The organism is Xanthomonas axonopodis (genome assembly GCF_001304695.1).
GTDB classification, from domain to species: domain Bacteria; phylum Pseudomonadota; class Gammaproteobacteria; order Xanthomonadales; family Xanthomonadaceae; genus Xanthomonas; species Xanthomonas axonopodis.
Window position 1 is genome coordinate 1 of the sequence record NZ_JFAQ01000091.1, and the last position, 17,123, is coordinate 17,123.

Consider the following 17,123-nt stretch of genomic DNA (forward strand, 5'->3'; position numbering starts at 1 on the left):
GGATAGTGCGGGGCGATCACCGCGCACAGTGCCATCCACGGCACCAGCGTCTCCATCCGTGCCAGGAACACATCGCGCCGCGTCGGGCGACGGTACTGTTCAAACCCGTTGCCCTGGTCAGCTGACATTGCCAAGGTCCGCTGCTTCATCGGCTTGCACCACCATCGCTGCGAAGCACTTATCCTCGCATCTTTGGAACTTGATCAGCGTTGCCCTAAGCTTAGTGGTGATGATCGCCGTCGCCGTGCACATGGCCGTGGTCGCGCTCTTCCGCGGTGGCTTCGCGCACTTCAACGATCTCCACGTCGAAATGCAGATCCTTGCCGGCCATGGGGTGATTGAGGTCAACATCGACCACGCTCATGCCGACTTTCTGCACCGTCACTGCGCGCGGGCCGAAGTTGGTCTGCAGCACGACCTGGGTGCCGGGCACCAGCTTGGTGGCGCCGAAATGCTTCTTGGGCACGCGCTGGCTCAGGCCTTCGCGGTATTCGCCATAGGCTTCGATCGCCTTGACGTCCACGCCGAAGCTCTCGCCGACTTCCTTACCCATCATGGCCGCTTCCAGGCCCGGGATGATGTTGCCGTGGCCGATCATGATCGCCAACGGGTCACGCTCCTTGGAGCTCTCGATCGGCTCCTGGCCGATCTCCGAAACGGTGTAATGGAAGCGGACGACGCTGTCTTTTTCGATCTTCATGCCTGGCTCTGAATGGGCTGCCCGTTGGCAGACGGTTGAGGACGGCTTGTCGGCCGCCGGGTGCGCCGCCATCATGGCGACCTTTCGAACCGCCCATTATCCCGGCTCCATGCATATCACGCCAGTTTTCGCCGGCTGCGCCCGACGCGCCGCGGCCAGCCTGTTGCTGGGCCTGCTGCTCCTGGGGGGCTGTTCGTCGCACGCACCGGTGCGGCGCCCGGCCGCGCCACCACCGGCAGCGCGCGTGTGGCCGCAGATCGCGCCGGCCGACCCGGCCGCCGCCAACAACATCCTGATGCGCGCGTTGGGGCTGGTGGGCACCCCATACCGGTTCGGCGGCAACACGCCGGAGACCGGGTTCGACTGCAGCGGGCTGGTCACCTATGTCTACAAGGATGTCTTGGCCTTGGCGCTACCGCGCACCTCGCGCGAACTGGCCGCAATCCAGGGCCCGCGCATCCCGCCCGAGCGACTTGCCACCGGCGATCTGGTGTTTTTCGGCTCCGGAGGCAACGTGACCCACGTCGGCATTTATGTCGGTGAAGGTCGCTTCGTGCATGCCCCTACCACCGGCGGTACGGTCCGCTTGGATTTTCTTGATGGGGCTTACTGGCGTGATCATTATTCAGGTTCAAAGCGGGTTTTGCACCAAAATGAGACTTCTGTCACAAATAATAAAACGGAAATTTAACTTTTTTTGAACGTAACGATTCTTTCACCAGGGCATCATCTCGCATCGACAGCAGAACTGTGATTCCCGCGTGACGAACGACGAACAGACCAAAACTGGCGCCGCACTGCTTCCGCCCCGGAAACCGCTCCGCCTGCTATGCGCCACCGCTCTCCTGATTGCAGCACTTCCCGCATTCGCGCAGAACGCCAACAGCACGCCATCCGCTCCGCAGACGACCACGCCAGATAGCGCCGTCGCTGCCGTCGCTGCCGTCGCTGCCGACAAAGCCGCAACCCGCAGCCGCGCCGACGCCGCTGCCACCGCAACGCTGGCCGCCCTGCTTCCGCACCTGGCCGCCAACGACGCCATTCCGCTGATGGACCGCTCGGCGATGTTCGCCGGCGATCTCAGCCGCCTGCTTGCCAATTACGACGTGTCGCAGAGCGCGGCCAATGCTGCCCAAAACGCCGTGGCCGACAGCCGCGTGCAGGTGATCCTGCAGCGCGCCATGGCCCTGCTCGGTACCCCGTACGTCTGGGGCGGCGAGTCCACCGAAGGGTTCGACTGCAGCGGCCTGGTCGGCTATGTGTTCAAGACTGCGCTCGGCATCGACCTGCCGCGTGTTTCGCGCGACATCGCCCGCGACGAATCGGCCGAGCTGATCAAGGACCCGAGCGCGCTGAAGGCTGGCGACCTGGTGTTCTTCGGCAAGCGCGGTCGTATCGACCACGTCGGCCTGGTGGTCGGCGACGGCAAGTTCCTGCACGCACCCAGCCGCGGCAAGGATGTGCGCGTGGATTCGCTGGCGAGCGGCTACTGGAGCGAGAAGTTCATCCAGGCACGCCGGGTGCTGTAACGCTCGGTTGTTCGACTCCAGGCAAAAAAGACCGCGGCGATCTCGCGGCCTTTTTCTTGCGCGCAACCGGGCCGCGACGTCCATGTGGCCGCTGTGCGGCCTCCATTGGCGTCTACCGGCCCACCTCCCAGGCACAGCAAGAGCCACGCTGCCCGCACCGCATGCGCTGTCATCGGGCAGAGACCTGCCCGTCCACGGGATGATGCGGCTTACTGCGAAGTATCGGCCTTGTACCGCGCCATGGTGTCCTCGATGCCCTTGCTCAACTCCATCACCTTGAGCGCGTATTCGGCCAGGCGTCGATCTTCCGGGGTGTCGGGCCGCCCGGACGGTACTTCCACCGGGGTGACGCCGTCCGGGTCCATCGCCACGAACACGATGATGCAATGCGTGCACAGGCGCGAATCGCCCCCCATCGGACTGCGCGCACGCATATCGATGTCAGAAATGCATGCTGCTGAGGCCGGTGTAGACCAGCGTGACCGACACCGCCACCAGATCGCCGATGCGCACCGGTGCCACGAAGCGGATGCCGCCCACCGCCACGGTGACGCAGTAATGCCCGCTCCAACCACTGGCGGCCGCAAAACCAACCTCGTCGATCCACTTCATCACCACGCCGCCATGCACCTTGCAGCCGAAGTTGACGTCGCTGGGCTCGGCCAGAAAACGAAATGTCAGATCACGCTGTTGGCCAATCACCGCCCGCCCTCGTCAATGGATGTGCTGGAAGTGTGCCATGTGGTTGAAGCTCGTCGTATCCGCAACGCGATTGCCGTACCGGTCGACGTGAGCGCCTACGAACATCGGCCGGCACACGCTTCATTTTCCCATCTGTCCATCGGCAAATGCCGGATGCCTTGAAATTCGCCCACGAGCGCAAGAAGCGTCATCGCCAGATCGCCTGACGCACACGCCCCGCGTTGTCAGACAACATCCACAAGCACACTCAACCGCCCAGCACCCCGAGCTTGTCCCGCTTGCGCAGACACAGCCACGGGAAATGCGGCTGCGACAATCTGAGCGCCTTTCGCGCACGGGCACTCCAACGACGCGGGTCGAACAACCACTGCACTGCAAAGCGATCGAACGTCGCGTAGGTATGCTGGTGGTAATGCGCGGCCAGTTCCGGAACGCCCAGCTCGGTGAAGTAGCGCAGGCTGCGTGCGGCACTCCCTTGGACGCGCTGCGGCGTGGCGTAGAGCGGGCTATCGAGAATATGCAGCTCGCCATCCTCGCGCAAATGCGCGAGCAAGCGCTCGATCAACGCGCCCGCATCGGCAAAATACTGTACGCAGGCGGGTAGCACGATGATGTCAAACACTTCGCGCGGCAGTGCCACAGTCTGGATGTCGCCAGCGATGAAACTCAAGCGCGCTGCATGGCCGAACACGCGTGCGGCCTGGGTGAGTTCGGTGCGATTGACGTCGATGCCGCAGACCTCGCGCTGCAGCGACTGCGCCAGCAAGTGCGATAGCCAGCCATTGCCGCAACCGAGTTCGAGGATGGCGCCCTCGCCGGCATGCGTGGCCAGGTGCTGCACCAGCAAGCTGCTCGACAGCGCGCGCACGCGCCATTCCAGCGTTGCCCCCAATTTTCCGCTCGGACGCGGCAGGCTGCGCACCTGCGCATCGGTATAGAGCCGGCCTTCCTTGCGCCGGATCTCCAGGTAGTGCGTTTCAAAGGGGTCGTCCGTCACACCACGCTGCACGAACACGCCATTCATGCGCCGCAGCTCGGGCAGCTGCTGCAGCCGTTCGCGCAGGGTGAGAGATTCGACACGCATCAAGCTGCCTCAGCGCAGTGGCGTGGCGCTGTCAGCCGGCGGTTCTTCCAGTCCCACATTGGTGGAGGCCGATTCGTAGATGCGCTTGTCGAGCAAGCCGGTTTCCTTGGCCACCAGTACCGGCACCAGCATCTGCCCGGTGACGTTGGTCATGGTGCGCATCATGTCCAGGATACGATCGATCGCATACAGGTAGCCGATCACTTCCAGCGGCAGATTGGCCGCACTCAACACCACCGTCGCCATGATGACCGCCGTGCCCGGCACACCGGCCGTGCCGAAGCTGCCGAGCACCGAGGCGATCAGCACCACGACATACTGGTTGGCGGTCAGCGGCACACCGGTGTACTGCGCGATGAACACCGCGCACAACGCCGGGAAGATTGCGCCGCAGCCGTCCATCTTGATGCTGGCACCCAGCGGCACTGCGAATGCGGCGTAGTCCTTGCTGACCCCCAGGTTATGCGTGATCGAACGCATCGCCACCGGCATTGCCGCAAAGCTCGACGAACTGACGAATGCCACCTGCATGCCAGGCGCGGCACCGCGGAAAAACTTCCATGGGTTAAGCCCATGTGCGAGCAACAGGCTGCTGTAGACCACCACAATGTGGATCGCGCAGGCGACATACAGCGCGAGCACGAAATTGCCGAACGGCAGCAATTTCGAAAAACCGTAGCTGCCGACCAGGCCAGCGATCAGGCCAAAGGTGCCGAGCGGAGTCATTTCCAGCACGAAGCGCGTTACCTGGATCATGATGTCGCTCAGTTGCCCGGTGAGCTTGCGCGCCTCGGCCACCCGCTCGCCGAGCTTGACCATCGCAAAGCCCAGCAACGCGGCGAAGAAGATCACCGGCAGGATCGAGCCACGCCCCGCCGCCAGCACGGTTTCTCCGGCTGCGTTGGTCTTGGTGCCGATGCCGGTCAATGCGTAGAACGGGTTGGACGGCACCACATCCAGCAGCACCTGGACCGGGCTGGGCACGTCGCGCGGCTTCCAGGCCGAATCCACGCTCAGACTGAAATGGCCGGCGCCCGGCTGCATGATCGTGCCCACCGCCAGGCCCACGCCCACAGCCAAGGCCGCGGTGATCACGAACCACAAGAACGTGCGCCCGCCGAGTGCGGCGACCGACTTTTGCCCATGCAACGACGAGATGGCATTGATCACCGCGAAGAACACCAGCGGCATGGCGATCATCTTGATCAGCGTGACGTACAGATCGCCGAGGGGACCGAACCACACGTCGGCCGCCGGGCCCATGGCCCAGCCGGCCAGCGCGCCGAGGACGAAGCCGGCCACCACGCGTTGCCAGAACGGAATGCGCAACCACGCCGCAGCCAGTTTCATGTCGTCGAATCTTCCGGGGGGAGAGTGCTTGCACCATAGCCCAGGGCCGCCTTGCCCGCGAGACCACAGCTGGAACAGCGCTGTGTCATCGGTGTGACACCACCCAGCGCGGCATAATGGGGATTGATTCAGCCACGAGTTCGATGCCGATGCGTTGCCGCCTGCCCACCCTCGCCGCCCTGACCACGCTGTGCGTCGCTGCCTGCGCCTCCACCGCCGGGAGCAGCACCTCCGCACCTGGGTCGGTCCGCGTGGAGGTACCGCCGATGACGCACCCGGCCGGCGAAACCCCGCAATGGTGGTACCGCTCGGGCGCGGCCCGTGCTGCCGGCAACGGCGCGATGGCCGGCAAGGCGCGTAACGTGATCCTGTTCCTGGGCGATGGCATGAGCCTGACCACGGTCGCCGCCGCACGCATCCTGGATGGCCAGCGCAAGGACGGCCCAGGCGAAGAAAACCTGTTGTCGTGGGAACAATTCCCCGCCACCGCTTTCAGCAAGACCTACAACACCGACTCGCAGACGCCGGATTCGGCCGGCACCATGACCTCCATCACCACCGGCGTGAAGTCGCACATGGGCGCGATCGGGGTCAGCAGCGGCAACCGCAGCGATTGTGCCGACAGCTTGAACAAGGGTCTGCTGAGCTGGCTGCAGCTGGCCGACAGCACCGGCATCGTCACCACCACGCGCCTGACCCATGCCACTCCGGCGGCAACGTATGCACATTCGCCGGACCGCAACTGGGAAAACGACACCGACCTTCCCGAATCGGCGCGTGCTGCCGGCTGCCAGGACATCGCCCAGCAGTTGTTGTCCACCGCCCGCTACGGACGCGGCCCGCAGGTGGTGCTGGGCGGAGGACGCAGCCGGTTCCAGAGCGTGCAGGAGCGCGACCCGGAATACGACGGCAAGGTGGGCCTGCGGCTGGACGATCGCGATCTGGTGGCCGAATGGAAACAAGCACACCCGCAGGGCGCCTATGTCTGGAACGAGCAGCAGTTGCAGGCTGCGTCCGGTGCACCCGCGCTGCTGGGGCTGTTCGAGCCGGATCACATGCAGTTCGACCACGACCGCAACCGCACCCCGCAGGGCGAGCCCAGCCTGACCGAGATGACCCGCACCGCGATCCAGTCGCTGTCGCGCGATCCCAATGGCTTCGTCCTGATGGTCGAAGGCGGCCGTATCGATCACGCCAACCACGCCGGCAATGCCTATCGCGCGCTCGATGAAACCGTGTCGCTGTCCGATGCGGTGCGCGCTGCCGTGCAGACCGCGCCGCCGGACACGCTGATCATCGTCACCGCCGACCATTCGCACACGCTCAACTTCGTCGGCTACCCGGTGCGCGGCAATCCGATCCTGGGCAAGGTGCGCGGCACCGGCGGCGAAGAAGGCGACCGCAGCCAGCTGGCCACCGACCTGGCTGGCCAGCCCTACACCACGCTCAGCTACGCCAACGGCCCCGGCTACACCGGTGCCAGCAACGCGCAGCCGGCCGGGCCCAAGAAGTATCCACACGAACCCAGCAGCAGCGAACCGGCCGCTGGCCGCCCGGACCTGACCCACGTCGACACCGAAGCCCCCAGCTACATGCAGGAAGCGCTGGTGCCGACCAAATCCGAAAGCCATGGCGGCGAAGATGTGGGCATCTGGGCTACCGGCCCCGGCAGCGCCGCATTCCGCGGCACGCTGGAAGAGAACGTGATCTACCACGTCATCGTCCAGGCCACTCCGCGCTTGCGCCAGCGCCTGTGCAAGGCGGGCACCTGCGATGCGGCTGGTGTGCCGGTGGAATTGCCCAAGCCGGCCACGTTCGAGGCTGCGGTCAAGCGCTGATGCGCAGTCGGCGCTGCAGCGATGGCGGGCGCGCCGACGCATGATGCGGTCGACGCATCGCCACTCGACCTGCCCGCCTGGCGTCGCCAACGCCATGTGCAATCGCGCCTGCGATCGGCCGCGGTTCCCAGCTATCGGTGTGGTGCTCGGATGGGCCGTCGCGAACCGATGTGAGGGCCGTGCACGGCAGCATGTCGCACGACTCACCGCGACCAAGGCTGCAGCTGCGCGCGGTTGTTCGCGCTCTGTGACGCCGGGAACAACGGAGGAATCGTCGCTGCGTCCCCAGCAGGCAACACTCCGGGCAAGCGACCGACGGGCAATCACGCAGCGGGGATGGCATCTGCTCATCAGGCGCGCAGGATCCGCTGCGAGGTTGCACCTGTGCTGACCGGCACCCCGCTGCTGCCAGCCACCCCGCCCGGCCCGGTGCTGCTGGCCTACAGCGGCGGGATGGATTCCAGCGTGCTGCTGCATCTGCTGGCGGCAACGCCGCGCTATCGAGACGCAGGATTGCGCGCGCTGCATGTGCATCATGGACTGCATGCCGATGCCGATGCCTGGGCCGCGCATTGCCAACGCACCTGCGACGCGCTGCAGGTGCCGTTGCAGATCGTGCGGGTGCAGGTGGCACGCGACAGCGGTCTTGGGCTGGAAGCGGCAGCACGCCACGCGCGCCACGCGGCGTTCGCGCAGGCTCTCACCACTGGCGAATGGCTGGCGCTGGCGCATCATCGCGACGACCAGGCGGAAACGTTCCTGCTGCGTGCGCTGCGTGCTTCCGGCCCCGAAGGCCTGGCGGCGATGCGCCCGCAACGTCCATTCGCCAACGGCACGCTGTGGCGCCCGATGCTGGCGCATGCTCGCGCCGATCTGCTCGCCTACGCGCATGCGCAAGGCTTGCGCTGGATCGAAGACCCCAGCAATGCCGATCCGCGCCACGACCGCAATTTCCTGCGCAGCCAGGTTTTGCCGTTGCTGCAGCAACGCTGGCCGCAAGCACCCGACGCATTGGCGCGCAGTGCGCAACTGAGCGCCGATGCCAGCGCATTACTGCAGCAGCAGGACATGGCGTTGTTGCCAGGCGTGCTTACCGCAAGCGGCGCGCTGGATCTGCAAGCATTGCGCGCGCAACCGGTGGAACGAAGGACACGCCTACTGCGCGCCTGGGTGAGCGCGGCACACGCGTCGCCGCTGCCTGCGCAAGGTGTGGCCGCACTGGAACAGGAAATCGACAATCGCGCTGCAGATCGGCACGCCTGCTTTGCGTGGCAGCAGGTAGAAGTACGTCGCTGGCGCCAGTGCCTGTTTCTGCATCGCCCCGCTGCGGTCTGGCCGTCGGACTGGCATGCGCAGTGGGACGGCGCAGCGCCCCTGCACCTCCCCGACGGTGCGCAGTTGCGGCTGCTCGGCGCACCCGGCCTGCGCTTTGCGCAACCGCTGCTGGTGCGCGCACGCCAGGGCGGCGAGCGCATCGTGTTGCCGCAGCGCACGCATTCGCACCAACTCAAACACCTGCTGCAGGCGCTGGATCTACCGCCGTGGGAACGCGGGCGCCTGCCGATCCTGTGGGAAGGTGCGCAGGTGCTCGCCGCTGGCGATCGCATCATTTCCGGCAGCTTGGACACATGGTTGCAGGCCAACGCCGCATCGCTGCACTGGCGCACGGCTGCCGATGCGAATTGACCGGCCTGCGCGCGCGCCGCACACTTTAGCGATGGCCAAGAAGTCCTTGAACGAAACGTCCCCGGTTGCCCGCTTCGAACAGTCGCTGGAAGAACTCGAGCAACTGGTGCAGAAGATGGAAGTCGGCGATCTGAGCCTGGAGCAATCGCTCACGGCCTACGAACGCGGCATCGGCTTGTACCGCGATTGCCAGCAGGCGCTGGAACAGGCCGAACTGCGCGTGCGCTTGTTGACCGACCCCGCCCGCCCCGAGCTTGCCGAAGCCTTCGAACCGCCGTCGCTGGACGGCTGATGTGAGCTCGGCGCTGTTCGACCACTGGATCGCCCGCAGCGAACGCAGCCTGGAAGCCGGCTTGCCGAGCGCCACGCATGCGCCGCAGCGCCTGCATGCAGCGATGCGCCATGCCGTGCTGGGCGGAGGCAAGCGCATGCGTCCGCTGCTGGTCTACGCAAGCGGCGCATTGTTCGGTGCGGCCGAGGATCACCTCGACACGCCCGCGGTGGCGGTAGAGCTGATTCACGCCTATTCGCTGGTGCACGACGACTTGCCGGCGATGGACGACGACGCGCTGCGACGCGGCCGGCCCACCGTGCATATCGCCTTCGATGAGGCCACCGCGATTCTGGCCGGCGATGCCTTGCAGACGCGCGCATTCGAATTACTCGCCACTGCATCTGCCAGCGCCGCACTGCGCGTTAGCTGGATGCAGAGCCTGGCCACCGCTGCGGGCGCGGCCGGCATGTGCGGCGGCCAGGCGCTGGATATCGATGCGACCGGGCAACTGCAATCGCTGCAGGACCTGCAACGCATGCATGCGCTCAAGACCGGCGCGTTGATCCGCGCAGCGGTACGGATGGGTGCACTCACCGGAGGCGCCGCGGCGACCGACCAGCAGCGTCTGGACGAGTTTGCCGACGCGCTGGGCCTGGCCTTCCAGGTGCGCGACGACATCCTGGATGTGGAATCGAGCTCGGCGCAGCTGGGCAAGACCGCCGGCAAGGACGCGGCGCAATCCAAATCCACCTACCCCGCCCTGCTGGGGATGGACGGCGCCAAGGCGAAGCTGGCCGAACTTGCCGCGCGCATGCATGACGTCCTGCAGCCCTACGGGCCACCCGGCGAGACGTTGGCCAGCTTGGGCCGGTTTGCGGTGAACCGCGCGCACTAGGCGCCGCTCCTAATGCCGCTAAACCGCAGCAAGCGGGAACGGCCGCTACCGAATCGATCTGAAGTTCCAGCGTGCCGCAACGGCGCGCTGGTCGCTCGTGCGGCCACATCGAGACGATTTGCGACATAAACCGGACGCGCCGGACACGATTTGCGCACTCCGTGCGCCAGCGCACGGTCAACGCCTGCGGCGCGTACCGCCAACAAGCGAAATCGGTCACACATTGCAACTTTTCTCAGGTGCGTTTGTGTCAGTCGTTAATACATTCGAAGCCGCAGCACATGACCGACTGCACACTTAAAGCTGAATTATCGACACCCGTGATATTTCGGCAGCGTTCATAAGTTCGCTACGAACGAAAATATTCGCAATTGAATAACTTGTCGCGTCCGCTCGCACTGCCTAGGTTTGGCTTGCCCGCATCCGCGGACATTCCCCGATCACACGGAGAGTTACTGGTGAAGAACGTTTTTTTCGCATCGTTTGCAGCAGGCACGCTGGCCGTTGTTGGCGTCCTCGGATCGGCGCAGGCGCAGTCCGTGCGCGGCCCGGTTCCGTTGGCCATCGAACTGTCGCCAGTGGCCGACCAGGCTGGGCGTCATCAGGGCAAGATCGCCGTCACGGTCACCAATCACGGCAGCCAGATCGCCCGCGTGCCGACGTATCAGCTGCCGCTGGAGTCGCTGGATAACGGCATTCTGGAAGTGAGCCGCGACGGCAAGCCAGTGGACTACACCGAGCGCCTGGTCAAGCGCGGCCTGCCCAAGGCCGCCGATTTCACCATCCTGCAGCGCGGCCAGAGCGTAAAGGGCGAGGTCGATCTGGCCGGCGCCTACGATCTGTCCACCAGCGGCAACTACACCATCCAGGTGCGCTCGGCGCTGCAGTAAGCCTCCTTCGCCGACGGCAGCCTGATGAAGGCGACCAACGGCGAGCCGGCCGTGGCCACCAGCACCCCGCTCACCGTGTGGCTGGACGGCGTCAACCGGGGTGTACAGCGCCAGCTCGCAGTCGGCCCGACCGCCGTGGTCAACGGCATCGATTACCTCAACTGCAGCACCACCCGCACCAGCCAGATCGCCAGTGCCGTCACTGCCGCGCGCAACTACTCGCAGAACGCGCGCAACTACCTCAATGCCGGCAGCACAAGCGCGCGCTACACTACCTGGTTCGGAACCTATAACGCCTCGCGCTATAGCCGGGTGAGCTCGAACTTCGTCAACATCGATAATGCGCTGGACCAGAACAACGGCCAGCTGACGATCAACTGCAAGTGCGATGCGGATCTGGCAGACGCCTATGCCTACGTCTATCCGAACCAGCCGTACGAGATCCACGTCTGCAACGCCTTCTGGAGTGCGTCGACCACCGGCACCGACTCCAAGGCCGGCACGCTGGTGCACGAAATGAGTCACTTCACGGTCGCCGCCGGTACCCAGGACCGCGTCTATGGCCAGTCCGGCGCGCGCAGCCTGGCGACCAGCAACCCGGCCCAGGCCATCACCAACGCCGACAGCCATGAGTACTTCGCCGAAAACACCCCGGCGCAGAACTGATCGCGGCATCGGCTGATACGACAAAGGCCCGGCATCGCTGCCGGGCCTTTGTTGTTTCCACCGCACCGATTACTTGATCAGGCGCAGCGCGAACGGGTAACGGTAATGCTCGCCGTCGTTGGCCTTGACTGCGGCCAGGATGCACAGCACCAGGTTGGCAATCCACACCAGCGTCGGCAAGAAGAACAGGATGCCGAACGAGACAATGGTCAGAAAGATCGCTGCCACGGTGGCAATGAGCACGGTGATCTGGAAATTCAGCGCTTCCTTGGCTTGATCGGTCGCGAACGGCTTGGACGGGCTGGCGTCCTTGCTGATCAACCAGATCACCAACGCGCCGACAAACGAGGTCACGATGCCGAGCAGATGCGCGGCGAGCGCAAGCGTACGCTCCTCCGACGGACTGGTGCCGACCGGCGGCGGCGGCGGTGCGGCGTGCGATTCGAATTCGCTCATCATGTCTCCCCGTGCATGGTTGTGGTGCGGCGGACTATAGCAACGATTCAGCCAGCCACCAGTGCGGAAAGACATGGGCGCGCGGCCTGGCCGTGGCTGCAAAGGGCCGCGTCATTTCGAAAAAGAAAGCCCTGCCTTGCTACGAGCTTCGCGCCGCCCGCAACACGCAGGCAGCGTGTTCACCGGCGTTGTCGCTGCATAGCTAGCCCTCGCACGTCGCGCGCGCCGCCGCATGATCCATAGCCTTTTACGCATCTCGCGTTGGAGACAGCGGGGGCGAACGGTGACCTGCCCGCTTCGGCGCTACGCACATGCACCGTCCAGTTCGAGCGACTGCTCGCCAGGCGTGCCCGTACACAACAAGCTGCCGCGCGGAAACCGGTGAGATCGGCACAACCAATCCCGCTCAGCTGTCGCCCGCCACCGTCATGCGGTTGATCAGCACCGAGCCGATCTTGACGTGCGAGCGCGGATCGACATCGCTGCCCACCGCCTCGATGCCGGCGAACATGTCGCGCAGATTGCCGGCGATGGTCAGGCCATCGACCGGATAGGCAATCACGCCATTCTCGATCCAGAAGCCACCGGCCCCGCGCGAATAGTCGCCGGTGACGGGATTGACGCCATTGCCCATCAATTCGGTGACCAGCAGGCCGCGCGACATGCCGGCAATCATCGACGCCAGATCGCCCGCATTGGCGGTGACCTGCAGGTTATGCACGCCACCGGCATTGGCGGTGGTCTGCAGGCCCAGCTTGCGCGCCGAATAGCTGCCCAGCACATAGCGTTGCAGCACGCCGTCGGTGATCAGCGCCGAACGCCGCGTCGCCACGCCTTCGCCGTCGAAGGCGGCCGAGCGCAAACCGCGGCGCAGGTGCGGCAGCTCTTCGATGTTGAACCAGTCCGGGAACAACCTGCTGCCGACGCTGTCGAGCAGGAAGCTGGCACGGCGATACAGCGCGCCGCCGGAGACCGCACCGAGCAGGTGGCCGACCAACGAGCGCGCCACTTCCGGAGCAAACAGCACCGGCAACTGACCGGTGGGCAGCGAACGCGGCTGCAAGCGCGCCACGGTACGCTCGGCAGCATGGCGGCCGATCGCATCGGGCGCTTCCAGGTCTTCGCGTGCCAGCGCGCTGCTGTACCAGCCGTCGCGCTGCATGCCGTCGCCCTGGCCGGCGATCAGCGCGCAGCTGATCGAATGATGGGTACCGCGCTCGCGGCCGATGAAGCCATGCGAATTGGCGTACACCGACAGGCTGAGCCCGGTGCTGGCCGAGGCGCCGTCGGAGTTGCTGATGCGCGCATCGGCGTCGCGGCCGGCGGTTTCGCAGGCCAGCGCCAGATCCACGGCGGTGTCGGCGTCCAGCGCCCACGGATGCCAGCTATCCAGCTCGGGGAACTCGCGCGCCATCAACTCCGGCTCGGCCAGCCCGGCGGCCACGTCGTCTTCGGTGAAGCGGGCGATCGCGCAGGCCTGCGCCACGGTGGACTCCAGGCTGGAATCCTGCAGGTCGGCGGTGCTGGCACTGCCCTTGCGCTTGCCGAAGTAGACCGTGACCGCAATGCCGCGATCGCGGGTGGATTCGACCGTCTCCACATCGCCCAGCCGCACATTGACCTCCAGGCCGCGCTCTTCGCTGCAGCTCACTTCGGCCTGGGTGGCGCCGGCAGCGCGCGCGCGCTCGAGCAGGCGCTGGGAGATGTCGGTGAGCGCGTCCAGGCGCTGCAGGCTGTCGTCGGTCACACGGATTTCGGAGGAGAGTGCGTTCAATGCTTTATCCTTGGAAACGTGGATCCGTCCGCGAAAGCCCGGTCATCCATGGCCGGAGTGTTTGAATTCGGTACGGAGTTGTTCCGCCGACGCCCGGCCGTTCGAGGCCGCAGTTATTTATCGACCAAGTTTCGGGATGTGGTGGCAATGCGCGGACGCGATGAAGAGACCGGTGAATTTCGCGGCGCCAGCCGCAGCCAGCAGCGGCGCGAGGCGCTGGAGATTTTCGACCTGGGCGAGAAGCTGGTGGCGCTGACCCCGGCGCAGCTGGCCAAGTTGCCGGTGCCCGAGTCGCTGATCCCGCATATCGAAGAGAGCAAGCGCATCACCTCGCATATCGCGCACAAGCGGCAGCTGGCGTTTCTGGCCAAGCACATGCGCCGCGAGGACGATGAAACCCTGGCAGCCATCCGCGATGCGCTGGACGCAAACAGCGACACTGCGCGCCGCGAAGTGGCGGCGATCCACCGGGTCGAGCACTGGCGCGAACGCCTGCTCGCCGACGGCGACGTGGCGCTGGCCGAACTGCTGGAAGCCTACCCGGCCGCCGACCGCCAGCAACTGCGTCAGCTGGTGCGCAACGCGATCCACGAACGCGCCAAAAACAAGCCTCCGCGCGCCTACCGCGAACTGTTCCAGGTGCTGCGCGAGCTGTCGCAGGAGCAGGGATTGGAGAGTGGGGATTCGGGATTGGAAGACGACCAGGATCTGGAAGACGAAGAATAGGATCTGGCGGCCGCAATCGTGGAGCCACTCACCGAGCGCCTCCGCCGCTGCCAACCGCGGCAGCATGCGTCCACCATCAGCAACCCGGGTAGGCGACACCTGAGCGCCGAAGACGCTGCGCGCCTCTACCGCCGCGCTTCCCAGTGCTCTGATCCCGAATCGCGGTTTCAAGACCGACGCAGCGCAAGGCACGGCCACATGGCGCCGCGCTCCTGCCGTTGCGAATCCCGAATCCCGATTCCCAAATCCCCGCATCTCAGGCCTGCGTTCCGCCAACCGTGATGCCGTCGATCAACAGCGACGGCTGGCCGACGCCGACCGGCACGCTCTGCCCGTCCTTGCCGCACACGCCCACGCCTTCGTCCAGCGCCAGGTCGTTGCCGATCATGCGCACCTTCTGCATGGTTTCCGGGCCATTGCCGATCAGGGTGGCGCCCTTGACCGGTGCGGTGACCTTGCCGTCTTCGATCAGGTAGGCCTCGGTGGCCGAAAACACGTATTTGCCGCTGGTGATGTCGACTTGGCCACCACCGAAGTTCACCGCGTAGATGCCCTTCTTGACCGAGCGGATCATCTCTTCCGGATCGTGCTGGCCGGCGCGCATGTAGGTGTTGGTCATGCGCGGCATGGTCAGATGCGCGAACGATTCGCGGCGGCCGTTGCCGGTGGGCGCCACGCCCATCAGGCGCGCGTTGTGGCTGTCCTGCATGTAGCCCACCAGCACGCCGTCTTCGATCAGCGTGGTGCACTGGCTGGGCGTGCCTTCGTCATCGATATTGAGCGAGCCGCGGCGCCCGTCCAGGGTGCCGTCATCGACGATGGTCACGCCCGGCGAGGCCACGCGCTCGCCGATGCGGCCGGCGTAGACGCTGGTGCCCTTGCGGTTGAAATCGCCTTCCAGACCGTGGCCTACCGCCTCGTGCAACAGCACGCCGGGCCAGCCCGGACCAAGCACCACCGGCATCACCCCGGCCGGCGCCGGGATCGCATCCAGATTCACCAACGCCTGGCGCAGTGCTTCGCGCGCAAATCCTTCGGGGCGGCCGTCGGCAAACAGCTCGGCATAGCCGTAACGCCCGCCGCCGCCGGAATAACCGGATTCGCGCCGGCCGCCGTGTTCGACGATCACCTGCACGTTCAAGCGCACCAGCGGCCGCACATCTGCTGCCAGCACGCCGTCGCTGCGGGCGATCAGCACCGTGTCCACGCCGCCGGACAGGCTCACCATCACCTGCTTGACACGCGGGTCGGCAGCACACAGAAACTGGTCGATCCGGCGCAGCAGGTCCACTTTGGTGGCGCTGTCCATGTCGTCGATGGGATCGGTGGCCGGGTACAACGCACGGCCATTGCCGCGCACCAGCGAACGGGTGGATTGCGCGCCGCCCTCGCGCGAAATCGCGCGCGCGGACTGTGCCGCTTCGAGCAGGGCATCGCGATGGATGTCGTCGGAATAGGCGAAGCCGGTTTTTTCGCCAGAGATCGCGCGCACGCCCACGCCCTGTTCGATGGAATGCGCACCGTCCTTGACGATGCCGTCTTCCACGCTCCAGCTCTCGCGCCGCGAATGCTGGAAATACAGATCGCCGAAGTCGATGCCCGGGCCCAGCAGGGCGCCGAAGGTGCGGTCGAGATGGCCGGCATCCAGGCCGGAAGGAAGCAGTAGCCGGGTTTCGGCCAGAGTGAGAGCGTTATCGGTCATGTGGTCAGGATGGGGCCCGCGCGCCGGGGAGACAAGTCGTTCGGCTGAACATGCGCATAGCTATCATCGCCAGCCAGCTCTTCACCGATCGCCCGCGCATGAAGCTCATCGCCCACGTCCTGGACGGCCACACGCTGGACATCCGCCCTGCCCCGCACGAGCGCGCGTGGATGGACGCCACCGACCAGCGCTACGCCTACCGCTGCCTGCCGCTGGCGATCGCCAATGCGCATGGCTGGGAGCTGCTGTGCCAGTCCGGTTTCGAGGCCAGCTGGGACGGTGGCGACGCACTGGCGGCGATCACCATCACGGCCGATGCGCAGACGCAGGCGCCGGCGATCAGCCACTTCGGCTACGGCGTGCTGACCTTCCACGTGCCGTGCCTGTTCCGCACCGACACCGGCATCGACCTGTTCGTCACCGGGCCGCTCAACCGGCCCAAGGACGGCATCGGCGCGTTGAGCGGCATGGTGGAAACCGACTGGAGCCCGCACACCTTCACCATGAACTGGCGCTTCACCCGGCCCGGGCGGGTGCGCTTCGAGGCGGGCGAGCCGTTCTGTCATCTGTTCCCGCTGCAGCGACAGTTGATCGAGCAGGTACAGCCGCAGTGGAAACCGCTTTCCGAAGCGCCGCAGCTGGCGCAGCAACACGCCGACTGGACCCGGAGCCGCACGCGCTTTCTCGATGAGCTGCCCGATGCACAGTCGGCGGCGGCGCGCGAGAAATGGCAGCGCGGCTATTTTCTTGGCATGGCCGCACCCGCGCAGCCGCCGGTACCGGGGCATCGGTCGCGGTTGCGCTTGCCGATGTTCACCCGAGCCGGCAGCGAAGACACGCCCGCAGATTGA

14 protein-coding genes and 3 pseudogenes are annotated in these 17,123 nt (G+C 65.7%); 9 read left to right on the forward strand and 8 right to left on the reverse strand.

Annotation, left to right across the window (positions count from 1 at the left end):
- Together XAXN_RS21095 and XAXN_RS09265 are read right to left on the reverse strand one after the other, a co-directional pair.
- Positions 1 to 149 (reverse strand): annotated as a pseudogene (locus XAXN_RS21095) (IS5/IS1182 family transposase); the annotation flags it as partial.
- A gap of 71 nt (positions 150 to 220) precedes the next feature.
- The gene (locus tag XAXN_RS09265; protein WP_054319320.1) at positions 221 to 700 is read right to left on the reverse strand and encodes an FKBP-type peptidyl-prolyl cis-trans isomerase; all 480 of its coding nucleotides are present in this window, start codon (positions 698 to 700) and stop codon (positions 221 to 223) included.
- A 109-nt stretch (positions 701 to 809) separates the two neighbouring features.
- On the opposite strand from XAXN_RS09265, the gene XAXN_RS09270 reads away from it, so the two are divergent.
- Both XAXN_RS09270 and XAXN_RS09275 read left to right on the forward strand, forming a co-directional pair.
- The gene (locus XAXN_RS09270; RefSeq protein WP_054319357.1) at positions 810 to 1,391 is read left to right on the forward strand and encodes a C40 family peptidase; all 582 of its coding nucleotides are present in this window, start codon (positions 810 to 812) and stop codon (positions 1,389 to 1,391) included.
- Between the two features lie 70 nt (positions 1,392 to 1,461).
- The gene (locus XAXN_RS09275; protein ID WP_054319321.1) at positions 1,462 to 2,229 is read left to right on the forward strand and encodes a C40 family peptidase; all 768 of its coding nucleotides are present in this window, start codon (positions 1,462 to 1,464) and stop codon (positions 2,227 to 2,229) included.
- A gap of 209 nt (positions 2,230 to 2,438) precedes the next feature.
- On the opposite strand, the pseudogene XAXN_RS09280 reads toward XAXN_RS09275, so the two are convergent.
- The 3 genes and pseudogenes from XAXN_RS09280 to XAXN_RS09290 all read right to left on the reverse strand — a co-directional run bounded on the left by XAXN_RS09280 (position 2,439) and on the right by XAXN_RS09290 (position 5,365).
- Positions 2,439 to 2,931: pseudogene (locus tag XAXN_RS09280) on the reverse strand (acyl-CoA thioesterase).
- Between the two features lie 247 nt (positions 2,932 to 3,178).
- Positions 3,179 to 4,015, reverse strand: a complete 837-nt coding sequence (locus XAXN_RS09285; RefSeq protein ID WP_054319322.1) for a class I SAM-dependent methyltransferase — start codon at positions 4,013 to 4,015, stop codon at positions 3,179 to 3,181.
- Positions 4,016 to 4,024: 9 nt separating this feature from the next.
- Positions 4,025 to 5,365, reverse strand: coding sequence for a dicarboxylate/amino acid:cation symporter (locus tag XAXN_RS09290; RefSeq protein ID WP_054319323.1), 1,341 nt, complete (start codon positions 5,363 to 5,365; stop codon positions 4,025 to 4,027).
- A gap of 143 nt (positions 5,366 to 5,508) precedes the next feature.
- Between XAXN_RS09290 and XAXN_RS09295 the strand changes: the two genes are divergently transcribed.
- From XAXN_RS09295 to XAXN_RS09315, 5 genes and pseudogenes are all read left to right on the forward strand, one after another.
- Positions 5,509 to 7,203 carry an alkaline phosphatase family protein gene (locus XAXN_RS09295; protein WP_054319324.1) on the forward strand — a complete coding sequence of 565 codons (1,695 nt, stop codon included), beginning with the start codon at positions 5,509 to 5,511 and terminating at the stop codon, positions 7,201 to 7,203.
- Positions 7,204 to 7,587: 384 nt separating this feature from the next.
- The gene (gene tilS, locus XAXN_RS09300) at positions 7,588 to 8,889 is read left to right on the forward strand and encodes a tRNA lysidine(34) synthetase TilS (RefSeq protein ID WP_054319325.1); all 1,302 of its coding nucleotides are present in this window, start codon (positions 7,588 to 7,590) and stop codon (positions 8,887 to 8,889) included.
- Positions 8,890 to 8,920: 31 nt separating this feature from the next.
- Positions 8,921 to 9,181: an exodeoxyribonuclease VII small subunit gene (locus XAXN_RS09305; protein ID WP_003486852.1), complete on the forward strand. Its 261-nt coding sequence runs from the start codon at positions 8,921 to 8,923 to the stop codon at positions 9,179 to 9,181.
- A gap of 1 nt (position 9,182) precedes the next feature.
- Entirely contained in the window at positions 9,183 to 10,058 is an 876-nt protein-coding gene (locus XAXN_RS09310; RefSeq protein WP_054319326.1) for a polyprenyl synthetase family protein, read from the forward strand.
- 458 nt (positions 10,059 to 10,516) lie between these two features.
- Positions 10,517 to 11,614 (forward strand): annotated as a pseudogene (locus tag XAXN_RS09315) (M35 family metalloendopeptidase).
- Between the two features lie 69 nt (positions 11,615 to 11,683).
- Here the strand turns inward: XAXN_RS09315 and XAXN_RS09320 are convergent.
- Both XAXN_RS09320 and pmbA read right to left on the reverse strand, forming a co-directional pair.
- Positions 11,684 to 12,145 carry a DUF4870 domain-containing protein gene (locus tag XAXN_RS09320; protein WP_054319327.1) on the reverse strand — a complete coding sequence of 154 codons (462 nt, stop codon included), beginning with the start codon at positions 12,143 to 12,145 and terminating at the stop codon, positions 11,684 to 11,686.
- A gap of 331 nt (positions 12,146 to 12,476) precedes the next feature.
- A complete protein-coding gene (gene pmbA, locus XAXN_RS09325; protein ID WP_054319328.1) occupies positions 12,477 to 13,844 on the reverse strand; it encodes a metalloprotease PmbA in 1,368 nt (455 codons plus the stop codon).
- A gap of 147 nt (positions 13,845 to 13,991) precedes the next feature.
- Here pmbA and yjgA point away from each other — a divergent pair, with 147 nt between their 5' ends.
- Complete coding sequence (gene yjgA / locus XAXN_RS09330; RefSeq protein ID WP_042822993.1) at positions 13,992 to 14,570, forward strand: ribosome biogenesis factor YjgA; 579 nt, start codon at positions 13,992 to 13,994, stop codon at positions 14,568 to 14,570.
- Between the two features lie 256 nt (positions 14,571 to 14,826).
- Here the strand turns inward: yjgA and tldD are convergent, their stop codons facing one another.
- The gene (gene tldD, locus XAXN_RS09335) at positions 14,827 to 16,272 is read right to left on the reverse strand and encodes a metalloprotease TldD (protein ID WP_054319329.1); all 1,446 of its coding nucleotides are present in this window, start codon (positions 16,270 to 16,272) and stop codon (positions 14,827 to 14,829) included.
- A 98-nt stretch (positions 16,273 to 16,370) separates the two neighbouring features.
- Here tldD and XAXN_RS09340 point away from each other — a divergent pair, with 98 nt between their 5' ends.
- On the forward strand, positions 16,371 to 17,123 hold the full coding sequence (locus tag XAXN_RS09340; protein ID WP_054319330.1) for a DUF6065 family protein: 753 nt from the start codon (positions 16,371 to 16,373) through the stop codon (positions 17,121 to 17,123).